The organism is Methanoculleus sp. SDB (assembly GCA_001412355.1).
GTDB lineage: Archaea > Halobacteriota > Methanomicrobia > Methanomicrobiales > Methanomicrobiaceae > LKUD01.
In genome coordinates this window covers 14,418-35,705 of sequence record LKUD01000010.1, presented here as the reverse complement: position 1 = coordinate 35,705, position 21,288 = coordinate 14,418, and the positions used below count along the sequence as shown (strand labels likewise).

Here is a 21,288-nt window from a genome sequence, read left to right as displayed (position 1 = left end):
AGAAAAGTACATTAAACAGGGTCAAATAATCTTATACGTACTATCGGCTGTCCCGCGGGGCTGATAGGCCCTGTGCGTACATACCCGCGCACACGGCCGGCGGAGGCGCACATGCCAGTAAAAAAGATTCTGATTGTTGAAGACGAGATGGTATTCGCCATGGAGCTGAAGGAATCCCTGGAGCGGCTTGGCTACACCATCGCGGGCGTGGCACGGCGTGGTGCCGAAGGAGTCCGCCTCGCACGGGAGACATGGCCGGATCTGATTCTCATGGATATCCGCCTTCAGGGATCGATGGACGGCATCGAAGCGGCAGAAAAAATTAATTCTCTCTATACCATTCCGATCATCTTTCTCACGGCATACTCCGACGACGCGACCGTTTCACGGGTGATCAGGACCGAACAGTACGGCTTTCTCACAAAGCCCTTCAACGACCGGGAACTCTATTCAAATATCGAGATGGCGATCTCCCGCCACCGGACCCGGAAAAAATCACATGTCGATGCGACGATAATCGATTCCATGATCTCCCTCGTTTCGGATCCCATCTTCACGACCGGGATGTCGGGGCATGTCACCCGCATGAACGCCGCGGCCGAGGTGCTGACCGGGTATACGCAGGAGGAGATGATCGGCAACGTGCTCTGGGAGATGATGGACATCCGTTCCGGTGCGATCACAGACCTGGTGCATGATATTCAGAACAACCGGAATATGGCGCTCCCCATCATCCACTGGCCCGACCGAATCGTCATCTCCACAAAATATCGCGACGAGAAGGCCACGGCAATCAATGTCGGTTTTATCAGGGACCCGGACAGTACGACCATCCGGGAACTTATATTCGTCTTTTCCCCGCCGGACTCACCCGTGCCGGACGCGATGGGCGGATAGGGCATACGATCAGGGGAGGGGCTCTTTCCCCATCTCCCGAAGTTCAGCGAGATACCGCTCTCTTCGGGTACTGTAGGGGCCCGTATCACTCCCGATCGGCAGGTATTCCCATACGTTCCATCCCCTCCCCGCCAGATCCTCCTTGGTCTGATCCGCAAGTCCCATCAGAAATCCGAGGTGGATATGATGGCGTTCATCCTGCAGTGACTCTGCCATCCATCCGATAATCTCCGGATCCTGAGTCCCTACCGCAAACGCCGTCGATCCGTCCTGTGCCCGGATGATGCAGCGCTTCAGCCTGTCCCGGATCTCCTCGTACCCGTCAATGTCGCCACGATATGCGCCCTTGACCAGCCGTACGCGAACTCCGTCTTTCTGCAGCCGGGACAGATCAGCGATTGTCCTGTCGAGATATGCCTGGATCGTCACAGTAACGGGATATCCCTGTTTTCGACAGAACCGGGCCGTCTGAAGAGTGAACGGCACCATTCCTGCTCCTTCCATGTCAATCTCGAACCCGATATTCCGGCTCGCGGCTTCACTGATAAGTGTCAGGACGTGCTCCCTGCAGAGATCACGGTCGATGAGCGCCCCGAGTTCCGAGAGCTTCACGGATACCGCAGCCTGCAGTCCGAACCGGTCGATAGTGCGGAAGAGGGCGATATTCTTTTCGAGGGCTGCAAACGTTGCGGATTCGTCGGCTGCGTATTCTCCGAGCATATGCAGGATACAGCGGATACTCTGCTCGTTTCGTGACCGGCACCACACAACCGCCCGTGTAAGATCCGAGAGCGTCCACCGTATATCCCGGGAAGCCACGAAGGTGTCTTACGACCATATCCTTAAAAGGATATCCCTTCGACGGATCCGATGATGTACTCGTCACGGGTGATTTCGCAGGGGACAAACGCACCCTTGTGGAACACCAGAACCTCGATCCTCTTCCCGGCGAGAAAGCCCCTCATGGCAAGATCATACGTTCGCCTGATATGGCGAAGCCCTTCCTGAGCGAACCGTTCCCGGGCGATTTCGTAAAAGGCAAGCTCCTGGAGGAGGACCGCCTCCTCATACGCGCGGGTATCGCGGGCGATCTCCCGGCACTGCTCGTCGGAGAGAGGCATATGATAATCACCGTGAAGATCGAGCCCGCTGATCTGCCGCCAGTCCGAGACTCCCCGGACGTCCGGCTGCCGCTGCAGCATATACGGGTACACGCGGCAGATGGCCGGCCGCGACGCATAGATCCGGCAGCGGTTTTCGTGCAAAAAGACGCAGGACCCGTCGGGGTGCATCTTCAGCGAATATCCCGAAACGTAGAAGCGGCCGTGCTGATCGCAGAGCTCGAAATAGGGGGCCGGTACCAGTGCATCGGGGCGCATCCGGAAAATCCGCTCTGCATCGTCGGAGAGGAGGAAGACGTGATCGTTCATCTCCCGTGTACAGCACCGTCCGCAGCAGGTGCAGGAAAAGCCGATCTCGCGTATGATTTCCTCGAACGTTTCGTCCGGGTAGGCCCTGAGATCGGCAAGATCCTGCCGGAGACGCTCGATCGTCCGGGAAAAATGCCGTCCGGACATCGGTCACCTCCCCTTCGCCGGGTGAGACGCCCTCACGACCGGGGCCTCCTGAGGAGCCACGCGACGATCTCCGAGCTGAGTTTCGCGCCGAACGTCGGTTCGATGGACTCGAGCCATAAAAAGAATCCTTTCATCCGGTGGTTCCTGCGGCTTTCGAAGCGGAATCCACCCGAACGGTCGGGAATCATCTTCAGGTATTCCGCCTCCTTCTTCAGCCGGAGATAGACGATGGGCTGAAGTTCGGGGAGATCCACTGCGATCACCACTTTTGCGAATTCGGATTCCATATCCTCGCACGTCAGCGTGCGCCCCTTGATCTGGAACGTCACCTCCCTGCAGAGAGTCCTGAGCGCCGAGGGAAAAGGCGCCCCGAAAAGGACTTTTTTGACGAGAGGGGGGAGATCAGTGCATGCACCCTCGCCCGATGCGCCCTTCCGGATGGCATCGAGAAGCCTCTCGCGGTGAAGATCGTGCAGTGCCTTGTAGTCATAAGGACGGCGCGGCTGGATTTCAGGCAGTGACCGGAGTTTTTTGTGGCGGATGGGCTTTCTCGGATTTCCCCGGATATCCCGCATCATGAGGAGACGTTTCAGTTCCTCGCACGTGCGTGTCACGACAAGCACGCTGTCCGGCTCTTTGATGACCCGCTGGACAATCGAGGAGCGGGAGATGTCAACCGAGGAAAACAGGATGAAGGGTACGTGAACCTGGCCGAAAAGGTAGCCGAGAAGCCGTTTTTTATAATGGACCTCGTCCTCGAGCGCCCGCAGGTCGGAGGGTGACGTCACGATCTCGGCAAACGCAACGAGCCCGTTGTGATCCATGAGCAGCATATCCACCTCGGCAATATCCTGCCCGTTCCCCCGGATTTTAATATCCCCGCGATTCGAATAAAAGAGTCCGTTCTGGCCGAGCTGGACGTCAAGGGGAGGAAACGGCGCATCCGCACCCTTGCGGACAATCGCCTGGATAAAATCCGATTTGACCGAGAGATCGAGCATGATTTCGTATATGAGCGCTTCGTACCAGCGCCCCTCGGCCGCACGCATCTGGGAGATATCGCTGGAAAACAGGATGCGCTTTTCAAGTTTTTTGAGGTGGCGGATTGCCCGGCGTGCGAGTTCCTTTGAGGGTTCGGCAGTGGCGAAGTTTGCCCCGATCCAGTTTATCATATTCATGGAAACGCTCTCATTAAAATATTCGGACGTATATTCCAGTGCAGAACCGCCCTCCGGATCCGGGAACAATGCCTCTGCCCTATCATATCTGTTATTCCAGCACCAGGATTCTTCGTGTCAGGCTTTTATGCACCCGTTGTTCATAGTGGCCGGCACAACGAAAATGCCGGAGCGCATGCTCCCTGATGTCGCGGTGGGTGACGACGACCGCCTTCCGTCCGGGACGCAGGATGCGGCGCATCTCCCCGAGTGATTCGTCGTACAGGTTTTCAATGCTCTCTCCCCTGATGCAGACAGACTGGCCGTAAGGGAGATCGGTGACAATCGCATCCATGCTCCGATTCCGGAGAGGCAGGTCGGTCGCATCAGCCCGCATGAGCTCGGCATCAGGCAGATTCGCCCGGCACCCTCCGAGCATGGCGGGATCCATGTCACTGCCGAATACGGACATTCCGAGAAGATCGCCCTCGAGCAGCACACCGCCCGTGCCGCAGAAAGGATCACAGAGCCGGTCGCCGGCCGCCGTGCCTGCGAGGTTCACAAGAGCACGGGCAAGAATCGGCATCATGACACCCGGGTGGAAAAACCGACGGCGCATAGGATTTCGGTAGGCATAGCTTCCCCGCCCGGTCCGGAAGAGTACCTTCCCGAGGAAACAGCGGTCGCCGGCGCAGACGGCCCGGTATTCGACGACGGGCGAATCGAGTGAGACGGGCCCGGAGATCAGGGATCCCATAAGCCGTTCCATGTCGAGCTGCGATTCCCGCATCGTCGTGTCATGCATCTTTTTCACGCGGGCAGCAAACGGGGTGTCCGATTCAAGGCCGAGATCTCTGAGCAGGGCTGCACATGCCTCGCGTGTCGCCGCGCATTCCCCGAGATATTCCATGACGACATGGGAGAGGGAAAGCCGCCGGGCATCCTCCGGATTCGCGCATTCTGCTACGGCTACCTGTGTATTACGTGCAAGCACGCTTCCGACGCACGCCAGTTCGGCGGCAGGAAGATCCGGGTGCTCGCCCGATAGCTCAAAGAGCAGCCTCATCGCATATATATTGAACAGGATTGCTGAAATAGGTGCGCCATGAATCCCATACCCGGCCGGAGCGGCATTCTGACCATGCCCTCTTTTTATCACCCGGCGTTCGAAGACGCCTACCGTTTCATCATCAACGGGTACCGCGTACCGGAGCATGAGATATGCATTTTTCTCCCGTGTTCGATGAAAAAGCCCTTCAGCACGAGCCCCAGCCACCGCATATTCGATGCGGTCATCGCGTCCCGTCTGCCGCCCGGTGCGGCGCACCGTGTCGTCTTCGGCACCTGCGGCGTCGTTCCCCGTGAACTGGAACGGATGTTTCCGTTTACCCATTACCGGTACATGCTCGGGAAATGTACCGACGAACGGATAAAACGCGATTTTTATCGCATCGAGACACCGCGGCTCGCCGGGTATCTCAGAAAGACCCGCGAGACATACCGCCATCGCGTCGCGTACTGCCTCGGCGGATTTCGGAAAGCGATGATCAGCGCTTCGGAGGAGACCGGCATCCCGGTGCGGATCCTTCCCACCGACGCGAGCATCAGGAGACAGCAGCGGAGCGATCTCGCGTTTGCCGACGGAAGCCTTCATATGGAGGCATACCTTGAGGAATTCGGCAAAGCACTGGCTGCACTCGCTTCTTCTGAAAAATAGAAAATCAGGTGACCGATTCCTTGACCCGGTCGACAACTTCCTGGAAAAATCCTTTGCTGTGGGGGGGAACCGGATGTCCCTCCGATGCAAGGAGCGCTTCATACAGTTTACGCTGCTCTTCCGAGAGTTTTTTCGGGATGGTGACGCGGATCCGGACAAGCAGATCACCCGGCCGCCCTCGGCGCCTGACTCCTTCTCCGGCAATTTTCAGAGCCGTATTCTGCTGAACACCGGGCGGTATCTTCAAATCCACATGCCTTCCGTCGATTGTCAGAATCTCGACGTGAGAACCGAGAACCGCCTGGGCGGGAGAGATGGTGACCGCTGTCTCCAGATTGTCGCCGACCCGGGTGAAGCGTTCGTGAGGCGAGACGTGGACTTCGATGAACAGGTCGCCGCCCGGAGCGCCCGGTTCGCCCGCCTCGCCGTACCCCTCCATGCGCAGCCGCATTCCCGAATCGATGCCTGCCGGAATGTTCACGCTCACGGTTCTCCGAACCCGGCTTGTCCCGGCTCCGTTGCAGGTGTCACACCGCTCCTCCGGCACCTTCCCCCTGCCTCCGCACTCGCTGCATGTCGACATGCGCACGAACTGGCCGAAGGGGGTCTGGCTCATCCGGCGTTCCTGGCCGGAACCGCCGCACCGCGGACAGGTCCGGGTCTTGCGTGTCGTGCTGCCGGTGCCGTCGCAGGCGGGGCAGGGTTCCGTATGAAGCACGTCGATATCGCGCTCGGTGCCGAAAACAGCATCCTGAAGCGTAATCTGCACACGCATGAGCAGGTCGGCGCCCCGCTGGGGGCCGCGCTGCCGGCTGCCGCCGAAAAACGTATCAAATATGTCCCCGAATCCGGAGAAATCGGCATTGAACCCGCCGCCTCCGAACCCGCCCGCCCCGGAATAGGATCCCTTTGAGGCATTCGTGAACATATCGTGTCCGAGCCGGTCGTACTGGGCGCGTTTCTGGGGATCGGAGAGCACATCGTAGGCCTCGTTGATCTCCTTGAATTTATCCTCGCACCCTTCCTCGCTACAGACATCGGGATGATATTTCTTCGTCAGGGTGCGGTACGCTTTTTTTATCTCCTTTTCGTTCGCGTTTTTCGGAACATTGAGGATATCGTAGTAGTTTTTCGCACCCATCCCGTCACACTCACTCGTCTTTGACTTCGTAATCGGCGTCTACGACGGTGTCGTCCGTCGCCGTGCCTTCCTGCCCGGGCGCCTGCTGCGCCTGCTGTTCGGCCTGCGCCTGCTGGTATATCTTCGTGGTGGCAGCAAAGACCCCTTCGGTCAGGGCTTCCATCTCTTTTTTAATCGTTTCCGAATCGTCGCCCTCGAGGGCCTTTTTGACCGATTCGATGCCCTTTTCGATGGTCTCGATCTCCGCGGCGTCGATCTTGTCCCGGTTCTCCTTCAGGAGCTTCTCGGCAGTGAAGATCGCGGTGTCGGCGTTGTTCCTGAGTTCAATCTCCTCGCGATTCTTCCGGTCCTCCTCCTCAAACTGCTTCGCCTTGTTGACCATGTCGTTGATCTCGTCCTCGGAAAGCCGCCGGTCGCCCTTGATCGTGATCGCCTGCTCGTTTCCGGTGCCGATATCCTTCGCCGAGACCTGGATGATTCCGTTCGCGTCGATATCAAATGTCACTTCAATCTGCGGAATACCGCGTGGTGCGGGCGGGATGCCGGGAAGCTGGAACTTTCCGAGGGTGAAATTGTCCTTCGCGAGGGCACGCTCCCCCTGAACCACGTGTATCTCCACACTGGTCTGGTTGTCGGCAGCCGTGGAAAAGATCTGGCTTTTTCGTGTCGGAATCGTCGTATTCCGTTCGATGAGTTTGGTCGCGATGCCCCCGAGCGTCTCGATGCTGAGCGTGAGGGGGGTGACGTCGAGAAGGACAACATCTTTCGCCTCGCCGGTGAGGACACCGGCCTGGATTGCGGCGCCGATCGCGACACACTCGTCGGGGTTGATCCCCTGATCAGGGTCCTTTTTGACGATTGCCTTCACTCTCTCCTGAACCAGGGGAACGCGGATGGAACCGCCCACCAGCAGCACGTGATCGATATCGGCAGCTGAGACCTTCGCATCCGACATCGCCTGCTTGACGGGGCCGATTGTCCTCTCCACGAGGTCCCCGATGAGCTGCTCGAATTTCGCCCGTGAAAGATCCATGTCAAGGAACTTCGGGCCGCTGGAGTCGGTCGTGATATACGGAAGATTAATCGTCGTTTTCTGGAGAGTCGAAAGCTCCATCTTGGCGCTCTCCGCCGCGTCCTTGAGACGCTGCATCGCGATGAGATCCTTCCGGAGATCGATGCCTTCCTTCTTCCTGAATTCATCGACCATCCAGTCGACGACGCGCTGGTCGAAGTCGTCGCCTCCGAGGTGGTTGTCGCCGGCCGTCGCCTGTACCTCGAATACCCCGTCGCCGAGCGTGAGGATGGAGACATCGAAGGTCCCGCCGCCGAGATCGTAGACGAGAACCGTGGCGTCCTCTTCCTTGTTGATCCCGTAGGCGAGGGCGCTCGCGGTCGGTTCGTTGATGATCCGCAGCACTTCGAGACCGGCGATCTGCCCGGCCTCCTTTGTCGCCTGCCGCTGGGCGTCGTTGAAGTAGGCCGGAACAGTGATGACCGCCTTCGTGATCTTCTCCCCGAGATATTTCTCCGCGTCCAGTTTCATTTTCTGCAGGATCATCGCGGAAATTTCCTGCGGAGTATAGGATTTATCACCGATGGCGACCTTTTTGCTCGTCCCCATATCCCTTTTTATCGAGCTGATAGTACGGGACGGGTTTGTTATGGCCTGGCGCCGGGCCACACTGCCGACAAGGCGTTCTCCGTCCTTTGAGAATGCAACGACGGACGGGGTCGTTCGACCTCCCTCTCCGTTTGCGATGACGACCGGCCGGCCGCCTTCCATGATCGCCATGCACGAGTTCGTGGTTCCCAAGTCAATTCCAAGCACTTTCTCTGATGCCATTATTTAGTCCTCCTTTTTCTTGCCCTGTGAAACAGCTACTTTTGCACATCTGATTACTTTTTCATTCATCCGGTATCCATGAAAAATATCATCGATTACAATGCCTTCATCGACGTCGCAGGGTACATAGGCAATTGCCTCCTGCGATTCAGGATCAAATGGCCTGTCAATACACTCGATGGGCTCGATGCCCCGTTTCTGCAGTGTTGACACCATGAATTTGTGAATCTGTTCGAGACCTTCACGGAGCCGTGCGTCGTCGGAGGCGAGCGCGCGTTCCAGATTATCAACGATCTCCAGAATCTCCACGGCAAACTGCTCTATTGCATAGGATATTCTGGTTTCCGTTTCCCGGGCGGTACGCTTCTTGAAATTTTCGAAATCCGCTGCAAGACGCAGATACCGATTGTTCAGTTCGTCATACGACTGCCGGAGCTCGTCGAGTTCTGATACGGTCTTTTCCTCCGCCGGCACTTCGCCGGATGCTTCCTCTCGGGAAGCGGCCGTATTTGTAGGGTTTTTCTGCTCCGTTTCTTCCTCCATAGGATTCACCCCGGGGAGATACCCCTTTCCGGGCCTCTATATTTTATGGAATGTAGTTCTATATATATTTTTTCAACATACGGTGAAAACAAAACCCGATTTGGATTTAAATTTACATTATAGTCGCAATATTGAGCTAAATTACTATTTTATAGGCTTTCGGTTCACAAACGGCATCATATACGTCATATTACCGGTTTTTCCACGGCATGGGAGTGCCGCTTCCGGGAAACGTGCGCTTCTTCTTTCCGAAGATGCCGCGCTTCTGAGTCTTCAACCGGGTACGGTACCGCCTCAAAGGATTTCCTTATTGCCTGCAGCGATATAGTATTCTCCTGAAATGCGCGAACCGGCCGTCAAAAAAATCCTCTACTGGTGCGATACGTGCAACGTTCCCCTCATCGGGCGCAGTTGTGCCTGCGGGTCGGAAAGCAGGGAGATCAGGCTGCTCCAGCCCTACGATGTGCGGCCGGCACTGGCTGCGGACAGGGAGCTCATCCGGAGGCTTGTTCACGAACGTTTCGGTGACATTCCCCTGCCGCGTATCATGCTCCTGAACAAGACAGGCGGGCTTGATCGCGCCGATAACGTGATTATACATGGCGAACGGTTCGGTTTGCTCTCCTTTGATCCCGTCGGGAGGATGTTTCACCTTGATATCGCGGCCGGGGCGCTGCCGTACGTCATCGCCCATGCGACGAGGGGCATCGTCGATCTCGGCATCACCGGCGATCAGCGGCGTATCGGCGGAAAACGGTTCCGCCTCGAAACACCGGTGCCTGACGGAACGGTTATCGTGCGCTATAAGAACCGCTTCGGGACCGGGACTGTCCGGGACGGGCATGTCAGGGTGAAGGAGATTGTGCAGGTTGAACCCCGGACGCGCCCGGATCCCGGCTGGGATATGGCGATAGAGCGAAACCGCTATCACCTGAAAAATCTCGAGCGCAACGCCATCCGCACGATTAAAAAACACATGACCGACCGGCCCGTAACGAACGTCTCGTTCTCCGGCGGCAAGGACAGCACCGCCGTCCTTCACCTCGCCCGGAAAGCCGGAGTGACGCAGGCATTTTTTATCGACACCGGAATCGAGTTTCCCGAAACGGTCGATTTTGTGGCGTCGCAGGGTGTTGATATTATCAGGAAGGCGGGCGATTTCTGGCAGGCCGTGGAAAAGGCCGGCCCGCCGGGGAAGGACCACCGGTGGTGCTGCAAGCTCTTGAAGCTCCATCCTCTGAAGATCTACCTCTCCGGCATCGGCCCGTGCGTCACCGTACAGGGCAACCGCTGGTACGAATCGTGGAACCGTGCAGACCTTGATGAAACAAGCCAGAATCCGGCAAACCCGCTTCAGTTGAATATCTCTCCGATCCGGAACTGGCGGGCGCTCGAGGTATTCCTTTATATCTGGTGGCAGGAGCTTCCGATTAATCCGCTCTACGAGAAGGGGCTCGAACGAATCGGCTGCTACCTCTGCCCTGCGGTGCTCGAAAGCGAGTACGAGATGATCTGGATCCTTCACCCGGAATTCGCACGCCGCTGGGATGAGTTCCTCGAGCGCTGGGCCGCAAAAAAGGGACTGCCCGATGCGTACTGTGCGTGGGGGCTCTGGCGGTGGCGGGCGCTGCCGCCGAAGATGCGCGAATTGTGCCGGGAAAAAGGGATTTTCGTGAACGAGGATTATTCCCTCCGTACCGAGCCTGTGCCGGAACGGGAGACCGCTTCCGGGACCGCCCCGGAACAGGCGCCGGAGCCGTCCCGGCAGGTCGAAGATACCACAGCGTTCGCTCCGGAAAATGTGCGAAAGGACTTCCCCATCCTCGGCGACGTGATCTATCTCGACAATGCCGCGACGAGTTTTTCGCCCGAACCGGTCGTTTTGGCATATGTCGAGTTCGAGCACCGGTACCGGGCCAATGTCGGACGGGGAGTCCACCGGTTCACCCGGATCGCTTCGCAGCGCTACTGGCACGCCCATGAAAAAGTGGCGGAATTCATCGGCGGAGAGAACGGCGTCACCGTCTTTACAAAAAACACCACCGAGGCGATCAACATGGTTGCCGGCGGTCTCGCGTGGAATGCCGGCGACCGTGTGGTTACCACGATCCTCGAACACCATTCCAACCTGCTCCCATGGCGTGCACTGTCCCGGCAGGGTGTCGGCCTTGAGGTCATCGGCCTGGGAGACGGCTTCTCCCCCGACCTTGCCATGCTGGAAGCGGCCCTCGCACAACCCGTCCGCCTCGTGACCGTGACCCATGCCTCCAACGCTCTCGGGGTGATCACTCCCGTTCCCGAGATCGCCCGCATCTGCCATGACCACGGGGCGCTCCTGCTCGTCGATGCGGCGCAGTCGCTCCCGCATATGCCGGTGGACGTGAAAAAGCTCGGCTGCGACTTCCTCTGTGCATCGGGCCACAAGATGCTCGGACCTACCGGGACAGGCATCCTCTGGATGCGGGAGCCGGTGCTCGAACCCGTCATTCTGGGCGGTGGAATGGTCGAAACCGTCACGGCTGACGGGTATACGGCAGTGGAGGGCTACGGGAAGTACGAGGCGGGCACGCCCAACATCGCGGGAGGGATCGGGCTCGGTGCCGCGGCGGATTACCTCCGCGGAATCGGCATGGACGCCGTACGGCGGCACGAAGAGCGCCTTGCGACCCGGCTCATCAACGGACTGAAGGCACTGGACAGGGTTACCGTCTATGCCCCGGACCGACCGGAATCGCGTATAGGCGTCGTCTCATTCACGCTCGACGGCCTCCACCCGCATGAGATTGCCCGGATGCTCGATGAGAATGCGGACATTCTCGTACGGTCGGGGTTCCACTGCTGCCAGCCGCTCATGGACTACCTCTCCCTCCACGACGGAACGGTGCGTGCCAGTTGTGCGCTGTATACCACGGATGATGAGATCGATCTGCTCATCGCCGCTGTCGGCGAGAGCTCCCGCGGGATCTGACCGATCCCCCGGTCATTCGGGCGAAGGCGTACTGCCATTGAGACGTTCCGGATTCGCGTACACTGCCATCCCGCCCCCGGAAACGCACCCGATGACGCACAGGCCGGTTTTCCGGGCGATATCGGCCGCAAGGGTAGTGGCGTCAGCCCTCGAAGCAATCACGGGAATCCGTGCGGCAAGGCATTTTCGCACCATTTCCGACGAGATAACTCCCGAACAGAGGGCACAGGTCGTTTCAAAGTCGACACCGCTCAGGACTCCGTGCCCGATCACCCGGTCAAGGGCGTTATGCCGCCCGATGTCCTCCGCCCGCGTGACGATCCCGCCGGCATCGGCGAGTGCCGCCGTGTGGATCCGGCCTGTCGCCCGAGGTATCGCCTCTTCCATAAAACCAGTGACTGCCGCAGCAGACAGGGAAAAACCCGGGGGGATTATGGGCAGTTTCGCCGTGTCGATATAGGACGTGCTTCCCCCGCAGCCGGAGAGAACGGTCTTTTTGGCACCGGCGGTTCTGAACGGGTTTGTCGTCAGCACGCTGATCCGGTTTGTTTCTTCACGGATCGATTCGATCTCGCCGGCGCCGGCGATGATCTGCTCGGTAAAGAGGTACCCGGCCGCGAACTCGCGAAGCCCGCCCGGGCTTACCGTCGCGGTCATCGTATGCCTTCCGTTGACGAAGAGGGCGAGCACCATCTCTTCCGCGGCATTGCATTCCGATGGTTTCCGGCGGCTGCCGTCGATGCGGATACAGGGTATTTTCCGGAACATAGGGCCTCTCACGCGGGTCTCGGGCGATTCGTGCACATGCCGCGTCCCCCCGGTGCGGTGCGGCATGTCCGGATTTCCCCGGAGGGCGAACCCCGGGCGGTATCCGGATGAATGCGTGTATACGTGATTGGCGTGGCAAATATAATAGTAGATCCGCGTGCATATCTGAGGCTATGAAAAGGGCACTCCTCTCTGTGTGGGATAAGACGGGGATAACCGGTCTGGCAGCGACCCTCCGTGATCACGGCGTTTCGATTCTCAGCTCAGGAGGAACCGGAACTCTCCTCCGCGAGGAGAAAATCGACTATACCGAAGTGTCCGCATATACCGGCTCGCCGGAGATGATGGACGGGCGCGTCAAGACCCTGCACCCGAAGATCCATGGCGGCCTGCTCGGGCGCCGCGGCATTGACGATGCGGTCATGCAGGCGCACGGCATCGAGGGTATCGATCTGCTGGTCGTGAACCTCTATCCGTTCGAATCGATGGCGGCACGGGGCCTGCCCCTCGCAGAGCTGGTCGAATACATCGATATCGGCGGCCCTGCAATGATCCGGGCAGCCGCGAAGAACTACTCCGATGTGGCGGTCGTCGTGGATCCGGCCGATTACGGGATTGTCGGGGACGCCCTCGGACGCGGAGGCTTCACCCCGGAGGAGCGGCTGCAGCTCGCCCGGAAGGCATTTGCGAGAACGGCTGCATATGACGCTGCGATCAGCAATTACCTTCACGGCATCGACACACCGTTTCCCGACGTCCTGACGGTCCAGTTCGAAAACGGCCGGGTGCTGCGGTACGGCGAGAATCCGCACCAGCAGGCGGCCGTGTACGGCACGGCGGGCATCGCCGCCCAGGTACCGCTGCAGGGCAAGCAGATGTCCTACAATAACTACCTCGATGTGCACGCCGCCGTGGGGCTCGTCCGCGAATTCGAAGACCCCGCCGCCGTCATCGTCAAGCACAACAATCCCTGCGGTGTCGCCCTCGGAGAGACGCCCCATGCCGCGTATGTCGCCGCCCGCGAGGTGGATCCGGTATCCGCCTACGGATCGGTCGTGGCACTGAACCGCCCCGTGGATACGGCGGTAGCGGAGGAACTCTGCTCGACCTTTGTCGAGGTCATCGTCGCCCCGTCGTTTTCCGACGCGGCACGCACCGCCATGCGAAAAAAAGAGGCCATGCGGGTGCTGGAGCTTCCCCCCGTGGCAGGGGGCGATGCGATCCGGACAATCGACGGCGGTGCACTGGTCCAGCGGATTCCGCCCTACCAGGAGCAGTGGCAGGTTGTCAGCGAGCGCGAACCGGAGGCTGCCGAACTCCGGGCGATGCAGCTTGCATGGAAGGTCTGCAAGCATACGAAAAGCAACACGATCATCTTTGCAAATGAAACGGCAACCCTGGGTATCGGTGCCGGGCAGATGAGCCGCGTGGATGCCGCGAAGATCGCCATCCGGAAGGCATCCGGATCCCTGAAAGGATCCGCCGTTGCGTCGGATGCATTTCTCCCGTTCCCGGACACTCTTGAAGTCGCTGCCGAAGCGGGTGCGACGGCCCTCGTCCAGCCGGGCGGCTCCATCCGTGACGCCGAAGTGATTGCCGCCGCGAACCGGCTCGACGTGGCGATGATATTTACCGGGATCCGGTATTTCCGGCATTAGTGCCTGCTCCGGTCTGCATGGATATAATTGAAACGCTGAGGGAATCGCTCCTGTATACACGGGAAGCTCTCTGGGAACAGTGGGAGCGATGGATCCTGCTCACCATCGCTTCGATTGTTTTTCCGGTTTTCACCGGCTATACTCTTGAAATCTACCGGGGGGCTGACCCGGCTCCCGATATCAGGGGATGGCCCCGCCTCTTCCTCGACGGCATCAGAGTGCTTGTCATCACGATCGCGTACTCGCTCCCGGTTGTGCTCTTCGCAGCGGTGCTGGGCGTGCTGATCTGGCCCTCCGCCGCATCCGCCGTCGCATCCCTCGATCCGCAGGCAATCGCAGGGGCGGTTGCCATAACGGGATCGGGGCTGATTCTTGTCCTTCTTCTCGTCCTCGCCATCTGGCTGGTTCTGACGCTCGCGGTGGTACGGTTTGCCCGGACACGGCGCATAAGGGATGCATTTCAGATTGGTGCCATCCTCGGCCATATCGGCCGGATTGGCTGGCGGGAGTATCTTATCGCACTCACCGTTCTCTGGTTCGCATCACTGGTCTGGTTCGGCATCTCCGTCTGGGTCAGCGGCGTGCCGGTGATCGGCTGGATCGCCGGATTTCTGCTCATGCCGGCCTGGGGCATTTTTTCCGCACGGTTTGTCACCCGGGTCTACGAATCAGGAGAATGACGTGCGGGTGCGCTCATGCTCCTCCGTTCGGGTATAGCCAACGAAAACGGTTGGTAATATCGAAAATAACTTCATTTTGCCGCTTTTTATGGATAAACTTTAAATACAAATATGTCTACGGATGTATATTCATAATTAAGGTGATTTGAATGGAAATCGGAGCAATGTTAAGTGATTCCCTTGAGTATACGAAAGAAGGGCTCATGGATAAATGGGTGAAGTGGATCCTCCTCATCATCAGCGTGATCATATTTCCCCTGATCCTCGGCTATATGCTGAAGGTACTGAAAGGAACGACACCCGCCCCGGAGATTGACGACTGGGTCGGGATGTTCATCGACGGGATCAAAGTAATCATAGTGGAATTCATCTACATGATTCCGGTCATGATCGTCATGTTCCTCGTTGCCGGCGGATCAGTACTCGGCATGGCATCGCAGGATCCGGGTGTCGCGATGGCAGCGATGGGAGCGGCAGGGCTCGGGTTCCTTGTCGCCGCTGTTCTGGCGCTCATTATCAGCCTCATTGCAGTCATCGGACTTGTGCGGCTCGCCCGTACCGACAGCATCGGCGAGGCATTCAACTTCAGCGCGATCCTCGATACCATCGGACAGATCGGCTGGGTCACCTACATCATCGCACTTATCGTGCTCTACATCGTCCTTGCGGTAATCTCCTTTATCCTCGGCCTCATTCCCGTCATCGGCTGGCTGCTCATATTCATCCTCTACCCGGCCTTCTACATCTTCGGTTCGCGATACATCTCCCTGCTGTACGACAGTGCCGGCACGGCATAACCCTCTTTTTTTATCGAAACCGTTCAGGGATTGCGGTCCCCGCCATGCAATCCGCCCGGACATATCGGGAACGGGCCTCCCTCCCGTCGGCAAAATATAAATATGCCGGCCCCGGAATAGTAATGGGTGACAAATCCTATGAGGGATTGCTTTATTATCCGATAAGCTACGTTTTTTTGACACCACCCTTCGGGATGGTGAACAGACGCCGGGCGTCTCCCTGACACCCGCGGAAAAATTAGAGATTGCCGCCGCCCTTTCAGATATCGGCGTGCATGTCGTCGAGGCCGGTTCAGCCGCCGCATCCGACGGTGAACGCGAGGCGATACGCCTGATCGCGGACGCCGGACTTTCCGCAGAATGCTGCACCTATGTCCGGGCACTCCATCATGATATCGATCTTGCAGCGGATGCCGGGGCGGATTCCATCCATCTCGTCGTGCCGGTCAGCGACCTGCACATACAGAGGAAAATGCGTAAGAGCCGCGAGGAGATTCTCGCCATGGCTCTCGATGCGGTCGGGTATGCCAAGGAACGCGGCCTTATCGTCGAACTGAGCGGAGAAGATTCATCGCGTGCGGACCAGGCGTTCCTCTTCGATATCTTTTCGCAGGGAATTTCGCATGGTGCCGACCGGCTCTGCTTCTGCGACACGGTCGGGCTTTTAACGCCGGAGCGGATCGCCGGGATCATTCCGCCGCTCTGCATCGCACCGCTCAGCATCCACTGCCATGACGACCTCGGCTTTGCCCTGGCAAACACCATGGCCGCCCTCAAAGCCGGGGCTTCCTGTGCTCACGTCACCGTAAACGGTCTGGGCGAACGTGCGGGAAACACGGCGCTCGAGGAGCTGGTGATGTCCCTTGAGATCCTCTACGATGTCCGGACAGGTATCAAAACCCAGGAAATCTACCACCTTGCGGCGATGGTTTCAAGGATTACCGGAGTCGAACTGCCGACCAACAAACCGATTGTCGGCGCCATGTCGTTCACCCACGAAAGCGGCATCCACGCCCACGGCGTCCTGAAGGATGCACGGACATATGAGCCGATTCCTCCTGAAATGGTGGGAAGACGGAGAAGAATCGTGCTCGGAAAGCACTCGGGTTCGGCATCGGTCGAAGCGGCACTTCAGGAAATGGGGTATACCTTCGATGCCTCGCAGCTGCAGGAGATGGTGCGGCGAATTAAGAAGATGGGCGATGAGGGGCATCGCATCACCGATGCCGACCTGATGGCCATCGCCGACGCGGTCCTGATGCTCGAATGCAAACCGGTCCTTTCGATGCGGCAGTTCACCGTCGTGAGCGGCAGCAATGTCGTTCCCACCGCCTCGGTCACGCTTCTCGTGCACGGCAAGGAAGTGACGGGCGCATCGACCGGGACGGGTCCGGTGGACGCCTCGCTCATGGCACTCCAGAAATCGGTCGCCGAAGTCGGGGACATCCGGCTTGAGGACTATCATGTCGATGCCATCACCGGCGGAACGGATGCCATGGTCGATGTAACAGTTAAATTGAGGAAAGACGGAAAGATACTTACCTCGCGCGGTGCGCGAACGGACATTATCGCCGCAAGTGTTGAGGCGGTTATCGCCGGAATGAACAGATTACTGAGGGAAGACAATGAAAACCGGAGCAAGGATACTGATTGAAAGTCTGCAGCGGGAAGGGGTGAATACCATTTTCGGATACCCCGGGGGGTCGGTACTCCCCATTTACGATGAACTTTACGACTCGTCAATTCAGCATATCCTTGTACGCCACGAGCAGGCCGCCGTCCACGCAGCCGACGGATTTGCCCGGGCAAGCGGGAAGACCGGTGTCTGCCTCGCGACCTCCGGCCCGGGTGCGTGCAACCTGGTGACAGGACTTGCAACGGCATACATGGACTCCATCCCGATCGTTGCCATCACCGGGCAGGTGCCCACGTCGATGCTGGGGAACGATGCCTTTCAGGAGTCGGACATCACGGGCATCACGATACCGGTCACGAAACACAATTACCTTGTCAAGGACGTGTCCGAGATCTCACGCGTCGTGAAGGAGGCGTTCTACATCGCAGGCACCGGACGAAAAGGGCCGGTGCTCATCGATCTCCCGAAGGATGTGAATACAAGCCAGCTGTCCGCTCCGGAGGAGGAGCCGGGCCCTGTGGTTCTGAGGGGGTACCAGCCCACCTACCGCGGGCACGCACGGCAGATCGAAAAGGCGATCGGACTGCTGCGCGAAGCGGAGCGGCCCGTCATCTATGCGGGAGGCGGTGTGATCGAATCGGAGGCGTCGTGCGAACTCCTCGAACTTGCCGAGCGGTTCGGCCTCCCGGTGACGACCACCCTCATGGGTATCGGCGCCATCCCGTGCGATCACCCGCTCAATCTCGGCATGCTCGGAATGCACGGTACCGAGTATGCGAACTACGCCATCACGGAGTGCGACCTCCTGCTCGCCATCGGGGTCCGCTTCGACGACCGCGTCACCGGCAGGATCGAGACCTTCGCGCCCCACGCGAAAGTCATCCACATCGACATCGATCCCGCTGAAATCGGCAAGAACAAGCCTGTCACGATCCCGATCGTCGGGGACGCGAAGGGGGTTCTCCGTGACATGCTCCACCTGCTCGAGAAACGGGAGTCGAACAGCGCGTGGCTCGCACGTATCCGGACCTGGAAGGAGAAGCATCCCCTGAAATACCGCGACGACGGGCTTTTGCACCCGCAGTTCGTTATCCAGGAACTCAGCAGCCTGCTGGACGGAAACGGCATTGTCGTGAGCGAAGTCGGGCAGAACCAGATGTGGACGGCGCAGTATTTCTGCTTCAGACAGCCCCGCACGTGGCTGACCTCGGGGGGGCTCGGCACCATGGGATACGGGCTTCCGGCAGCCATGGGAGCGCAGGTGGCCTGTCCGGAGAAGACCGTCTTCGACATCGCCGGTGATGGCAGCATCCAGATGAATATCCAGGAGTTCGGCACCATCGCGCAGTATGACATTCCGGTCAAGGTTGCCATTCTCAATAACATGTACCTGGGAATGGTCCGGCAGTGGCAGGAGCTCTTCTACGACCGCCGGTACTCCTACACCGAGCTGCCGTCCATCGAATTCGTAAAGATTGCGGAGGCGTACGGCATCAGGGGAATGCGGGTGGACAGCGCAGCGGATGTCCGGCCCGCACTCGAGGCCGCGATCGCACACGACGGGCCCTTCGTGCTGGACTTCAGGATAGAGAGGGAGGAAAACGTGTTTCCGATGGTGCCCGCCGGTGCGGCCATCAATGAAATGATCGGGGGGCACCAGCAATGAAAACGCATACGCTCAGCGTGCTGGTCGAAAACAAGGCAGGCGTCCTGTCCCGTGTTGCAGGGCTGTTTTCCCGCCGCGGCTTCAATATCGAGAGCCTTGCCGTTGGCACCTGCGAGGAGCCGAATAGCTCCCGTATCACGATTGTGGTGATCGGGGATGATGCGCACCTCGAACAGGTGAAAAAACAGCTCAACAAGCTCATCGATATCATCAAGGTATCAGACATCACGTACCACGACCACGTGGCCCGTGAACTCGCGCTCATCAAGGTCAATGCGGAGGCGGGATCCACCCGCGCGGAGATCATGCAGATTGCGAGCATCTTCCGGGCAAAGATAATCGACGTGGGGACCAGAACCATCGTGCTCGAGGTGACCGGAAACACGGACAAGATCGATGCGCTCGAAAAGCTCCTCAGGCAGTACGGCATCAAGGAACTGGTGCGCACCGGACGGGTCGCTATCCTCCGGGGTGCGAAGACCGTGGCCAGCGAAAAGTAACGGTTACCGTTCGGGACGCGAAAAGGCAAAAACCGTCATGTTAATACGCGCCATGCTAACATATAACATGGTATAATGTTCGGTCTACCTGATAACACGGTTCTTTTGGTCGGGGGGGCAGTTGCCCTCTCATTTTTCCTGCTGATCCTCTGGGGACTCCTCTTCCGGGAGGATGTCTGATATGGCGGCAGGCCCTGTCACGCTCGGCGTCCTTGTCTTCTACTGCGTTGTTCTTATCGCTATCGGGAGCTGGGCGTCGAAGAAGATCCACAATACGGAGGACTATATCCTTGCGGGCAGATCGCTCGGATTCTGGGTCTTTACGATCCTGATTGTCGCGTCCATCTGCAGCGGCATGACCCTGCTCGGCGTGAGCGGACTCGGGTACGCTGCCGGGTGGCCGACGATATGGGAGCAGATCTTTGTCCCCCTCTCGGCGGCATTCGCCATCATCGTCTTCGGGGTGAAACTCAACAGCGTCGGCAAATCCGAAGGGTATATGACGGTGCAGGATTATTTCGCCCACCGGTTCGAGAGTCCGCGTGCCCTGCGGGGGCTCAGTGCGGTGGCGGGGATCATCGTCTCCCTTATCTATCTCGTGGGCCAGTATACGGCAATCAGCATCATCCTTGTCTGGCTCTTCGAGATCCCCCACTGGCAGGCACTCCTGATTGCCGGCGCGGTGATAACCCTCTACACGACGATCGGGGGATTGTACGCCGTTTCGTGGACGACCCTGTTTCAGGGGGCCATTCTGATCTTCGGTGTGATCGTCATGGCCCCGCTCGTCATCCTGCGTGCAGGAGGGTTGACCCACGTAAATGAGGTGCTCGGTACCGTGAACCCGGCCTTCATCCAGCCGTATCTCCCCTCCGGCGCCCCGGCGTTCACGCCGGAATTCCTGGTATCCTTCGGACTGCTGCTCATCATCGGGCTCGCCTGTGCCCCGCACGTCATCAACAACGTACTCGCGGCGCGGGAGGCGAAGTTCTTCCGGTGGTCGCCGGTGATCGCCTTCGGGATCTACGCGGTTGTGATGTTTCTCGTCAAGTTTGCCGGATTTGCCGGCCGTGTTCTCGTCGAGGAAGGGCAGATCGTGCTCCCGGAAACCGTGAACGCACAGGACTTCATCTTCGTCTACGGTGTGCAGGCGGCTTCGCCGAACATTTTCGTGTGGGCGATATTCGCCGTCATCGTGCTTGCCGCCGTGATGTCGACCACCGATCGGCTGATGCTGACGGTCGGCACGATGTTCGGCTGGGATGTGTACCGCAATATCCTCCGGCCCGCGGCGAGCGACCGTGAAGTGCTGCTCGTAAGTAAAATCGCCGTCGTCGTTGCCGCTGCGGGCACGCTGATTCTTGCCGTCAATCCGCCCGAAATGCTGGCATGGCTGATATGGATGGGCATCGGCGTGATGCTTGCCACCTTTGCCGTACCGCTCCTCGCCGGACTGTACTGGAGGTCAGCAACGACGGCGGGAGCGATTGCGAGCATGGCCGCAGGACTTCTTTCCGCAGGAGCCTTCGGGTACTGGCACCAGTATGTCGAGGCCCTTCCGGTCCATTTCAGCATGTATGCCCTCGTCATCTCCTTCGTCGTGATGGTGGCGGTGAGCCTCGTCACCCCGAAGAACGGCGAGGAGACCCTTGACCGGACGCGGACGGGATGGTTTATCCAGTCCCGTTGAACCCCTTTTTTTCCTCCAGCATCTATTTAAAAATCAGGCAACTAACCTAT

Annotated in this window: 17 protein-coding genes and 1 pseudogene; 10 read left to right on the top strand and 8 right to left on the bottom strand. The window is 58.8% G+C overall.

Features of this window, described 5'->3' with window-relative positions; all coding sequences use genetic code 11:
* Window positions 1-111 precede the first annotated feature (111 nt).
* Window positions 112-495 (top strand): annotated as a pseudogene (locus APR53_07255).
* Between the two features lie 411 nt (window positions 496-906).
* Here APR53_07255 and APR53_07250 read toward each other — a convergent pair.
* The 4 genes from APR53_07250 to APR53_07235 all read right to left on the bottom strand — a co-directional run bounded on the left by APR53_07250 (window position 907) and on the right by APR53_07235 (window position 4,697).
* Window positions 907-1,716, bottom strand: coding sequence for a hypothetical protein (locus APR53_07250; GenBank protein KQC05565.1), 810 nt, complete (start codon window positions 1,714-1,716; stop codon window positions 907-909).
* A 23-nt stretch (window positions 1,717-1,739) separates the two neighbouring features.
* The gene (locus APR53_07245) at window positions 1,740-2,474 is read right to left on the bottom strand and encodes a Fe-S oxidoreductase (protein KQC05564.1); all 735 of its coding nucleotides are present in this window, start codon (window positions 2,472-2,474) and stop codon (window positions 1,740-1,742) included.
* A 32-nt stretch (window positions 2,475-2,506) separates the two neighbouring features.
* Window positions 2,507-3,652, bottom strand: coding sequence for a hypothetical protein (locus APR53_07240; GenBank protein ID KQC05576.1), 1,146 nt, complete (start codon window positions 3,650-3,652; stop codon window positions 2,507-2,509).
* 91 nt (window positions 3,653-3,743) lie between these two features.
* Entirely contained in the window at window positions 3,744-4,697 is a 954-nt protein-coding gene (locus APR53_07235) for an RNA methyltransferase (protein ID KQC05563.1), read from the bottom strand.
* 39 nt (window positions 4,698-4,736) lie between these two features.
* Between APR53_07235 and APR53_07230 the strand changes: the two genes are divergently transcribed.
* A complete protein-coding gene (locus APR53_07230; protein ID KQC05562.1) occupies window positions 4,737-5,348 on the top strand; it encodes a tRNA-ribosyltransferase in 612 nt (203 codons plus the stop codon).
* A 4-nt stretch (window positions 5,349-5,352) separates the two neighbouring features.
* Here APR53_07230 and APR53_07225 read toward each other — a convergent pair whose 3' ends face one another.
* Genes APR53_07225 through APR53_07215 form a run of 3 tightly spaced genes read right to left on the bottom strand, consistent with a single transcriptional unit; the run spans window position 5,353 to window position 8,875 of the window.
* Window positions 5,353-6,489 (bottom strand): molecular chaperone DnaJ, encoded by a 1,137-nt coding sequence (locus APR53_07225; protein KQC05561.1) that lies wholly within the window; start codon window positions 6,487-6,489, stop codon window positions 5,353-5,355.
* A gap of 10 nt (window positions 6,490-6,499) precedes the next feature.
* The gene (gene dnaK / locus APR53_07220) at window positions 6,500-8,332 is read right to left on the bottom strand and encodes a molecular chaperone DnaK (protein ID KQC05560.1); all 1,833 of its coding nucleotides are present in this window, start codon (window positions 8,330-8,332) and stop codon (window positions 6,500-6,502) included.
* Window positions 8,333-8,335: 3 nt separating this feature from the next.
* Window positions 8,336-8,875: a molecular chaperone GrpE gene (locus APR53_07215; protein KQC05559.1), complete on the bottom strand. Its 540-nt coding sequence runs from the start codon at window positions 8,873-8,875 to the stop codon at window positions 8,336-8,338.
* Between the two features lie 340 nt (window positions 8,876-9,215).
* Here APR53_07215 and APR53_07210 point away from each other — a divergent pair, with 340 nt between their 5' ends.
* Entirely contained in the window at window positions 9,216-11,843 is a 2,628-nt protein-coding gene (locus APR53_07210) for a phosphoadenosine phosphosulfate reductase (protein ID KQC05558.1), read from the top strand.
* A gap of 12 nt (window positions 11,844-11,855) precedes the next feature.
* Here the strand turns inward: APR53_07210 and APR53_07205 are convergent, their stop codons facing one another.
* Window positions 11,856-12,611 (bottom strand): formate dehydrogenase family accessory protein FdhD, encoded by a 756-nt coding sequence (locus APR53_07205; protein KQC05575.1) that lies wholly within the window; start codon window positions 12,609-12,611, stop codon window positions 11,856-11,858.
* A 173-nt stretch (window positions 12,612-12,784) separates the two neighbouring features.
* On the opposite strand from APR53_07205, the gene purH reads away from it, so the two are divergent.
* From purH to APR53_07170, 7 genes are all read left to right on the top strand, one after another.
* Complete coding sequence (purH, locus tag APR53_07200) at window positions 12,785-14,269, top strand: phosphoribosylaminoimidazolecarboxamide formyltransferase (protein KQC05557.1); 1,485 nt, start codon at window positions 12,785-12,787, stop codon at window positions 14,267-14,269.
* Complete coding sequence (locus tag APR53_07195) at window positions 14,269-14,949, top strand: hypothetical protein (GenBank protein KQC05556.1); 681 nt, start codon at window positions 14,269-14,271, stop codon at window positions 14,947-14,949. The genes purH and APR53_07195 overlap by 1 nt, the downstream gene beginning before the upstream one ends.
* Before the next feature lie 149 nt (window positions 14,950-15,098).
* Window positions 15,099-15,746 (top strand): hypothetical protein, encoded by a 648-nt coding sequence (locus tag APR53_07190; GenBank protein ID KQC05555.1) that lies wholly within the window; start codon window positions 15,099-15,101, stop codon window positions 15,744-15,746.
* 145 nt (window positions 15,747-15,891) lie between these two features.
* Window positions 15,892-17,400, top strand: a complete 1,509-nt coding sequence (locus APR53_07185) for a 2-isopropylmalate synthase (GenBank protein KQC05554.1) — start codon at window positions 15,892-15,894, stop codon at window positions 17,398-17,400.
* Window positions 17,372-19,048, top strand: coding sequence for an acetolactate synthase catalytic subunit (locus APR53_07180; protein KQC05553.1), 1,677 nt, complete (start codon window positions 17,372-17,374; stop codon window positions 19,046-19,048). The genes APR53_07185 and APR53_07180 overlap by 29 nt, the downstream gene beginning before the upstream one ends.
* Window positions 19,045-19,548: an acetolactate synthase gene (locus APR53_07175; GenBank protein ID KQC05552.1), complete on the top strand. Its 504-nt coding sequence runs from the start codon at window positions 19,045-19,047 to the stop codon at window positions 19,546-19,548. The genes APR53_07180 and APR53_07175 overlap by 4 nt, the downstream gene beginning before the upstream one ends.
* A gap of 172 nt (window positions 19,549-19,720) precedes the next feature.
* Window positions 19,721-21,238, top strand: a complete 1,518-nt coding sequence (locus tag APR53_07170; protein KQC05551.1) for a sodium:solute symporter — start codon at window positions 19,721-19,723, stop codon at window positions 21,236-21,238.
* The last annotated feature ends 50 nt before the right edge of the window (window positions 21,239-21,288 follow it).

Coding starts and splice junctions, on each gene's coding strand:
- APR53_07245 (KQC05564.1), bottom strand. CDS start 2,474: ATGTCCGGACGGCATTTTTCCCGGACGATCGAGCGTCTCCGGCAGGAT.
- APR53_07240 (KQC05576.1), bottom strand. CDS start 3,652: ATGAATATGATAAACTGGATCGGGGCAAACTTCGCCACTGCCGAACCC.
- APR53_07235 (KQC05563.1), bottom strand. CDS start 4,697: ATGAGGCTGCTCTTTGAGCTATCGGGCGAGCACCCGGATCTTCCTGCC.
- APR53_07230 (KQC05562.1), top strand. CDS start 4,737: ATGAATCCCATACCCGGCCGGAGCGGCATTCTGACCATGCCCTCTTTT.
- APR53_07225 (KQC05561.1), bottom strand. CDS start 6,489: ATGGGTGCGAAAAACTACTACGATATCCTCAATGTTCCGAAAAACGCG.
- dnaK (KQC05560.1), bottom strand. CDS start 8,332: ATGGCATCAGAGAAAGTGCTTGGAATTGACTTGGGAACCACGAACTCG.
- APR53_07215 (KQC05559.1), bottom strand. CDS start 8,875: ATGGAGGAAGAAACGGAGCAGAAAAACCCTACAAATACGGCCGCTTCC.
- APR53_07210 (KQC05558.1), top strand. CDS start 9,216: ATGCGCGAACCGGCCGTCAAAAAAATCCTCTACTGGTGCGATACGTGC.
- APR53_07205 (KQC05575.1), bottom strand. CDS start 12,611: ATGTTCCGGAAAATACCCTGTATCCGCATCGACGGCAGCCGCCGGAAA.
- purH (KQC05557.1), top strand. CDS start 12,785: ATGAAAAGGGCACTCCTCTCTGTGTGGGATAAGACGGGGATAACCGGT.
- APR53_07190 (KQC05555.1), top strand. CDS start 15,099: ATGGAAATCGGAGCAATGTTAAGTGATTCCCTTGAGTATACGAAAGAA.
- APR53_07180 (KQC05553.1), top strand. CDS start 17,372: ATGAAAACCGGAGCAAGGATACTGATTGAAAGTCTGCAGCGGGAAGGG.
- APR53_07175 (KQC05552.1), top strand. CDS start 19,045: ATGAAAACGCATACGCTCAGCGTGCTGGTCGAAAACAAGGCAGGCGTC.
- APR53_07170 (KQC05551.1), top strand. CDS start 19,721: ATGTCTGATATGGCGGCAGGCCCTGTCACGCTCGGCGTCCTTGTCTTC.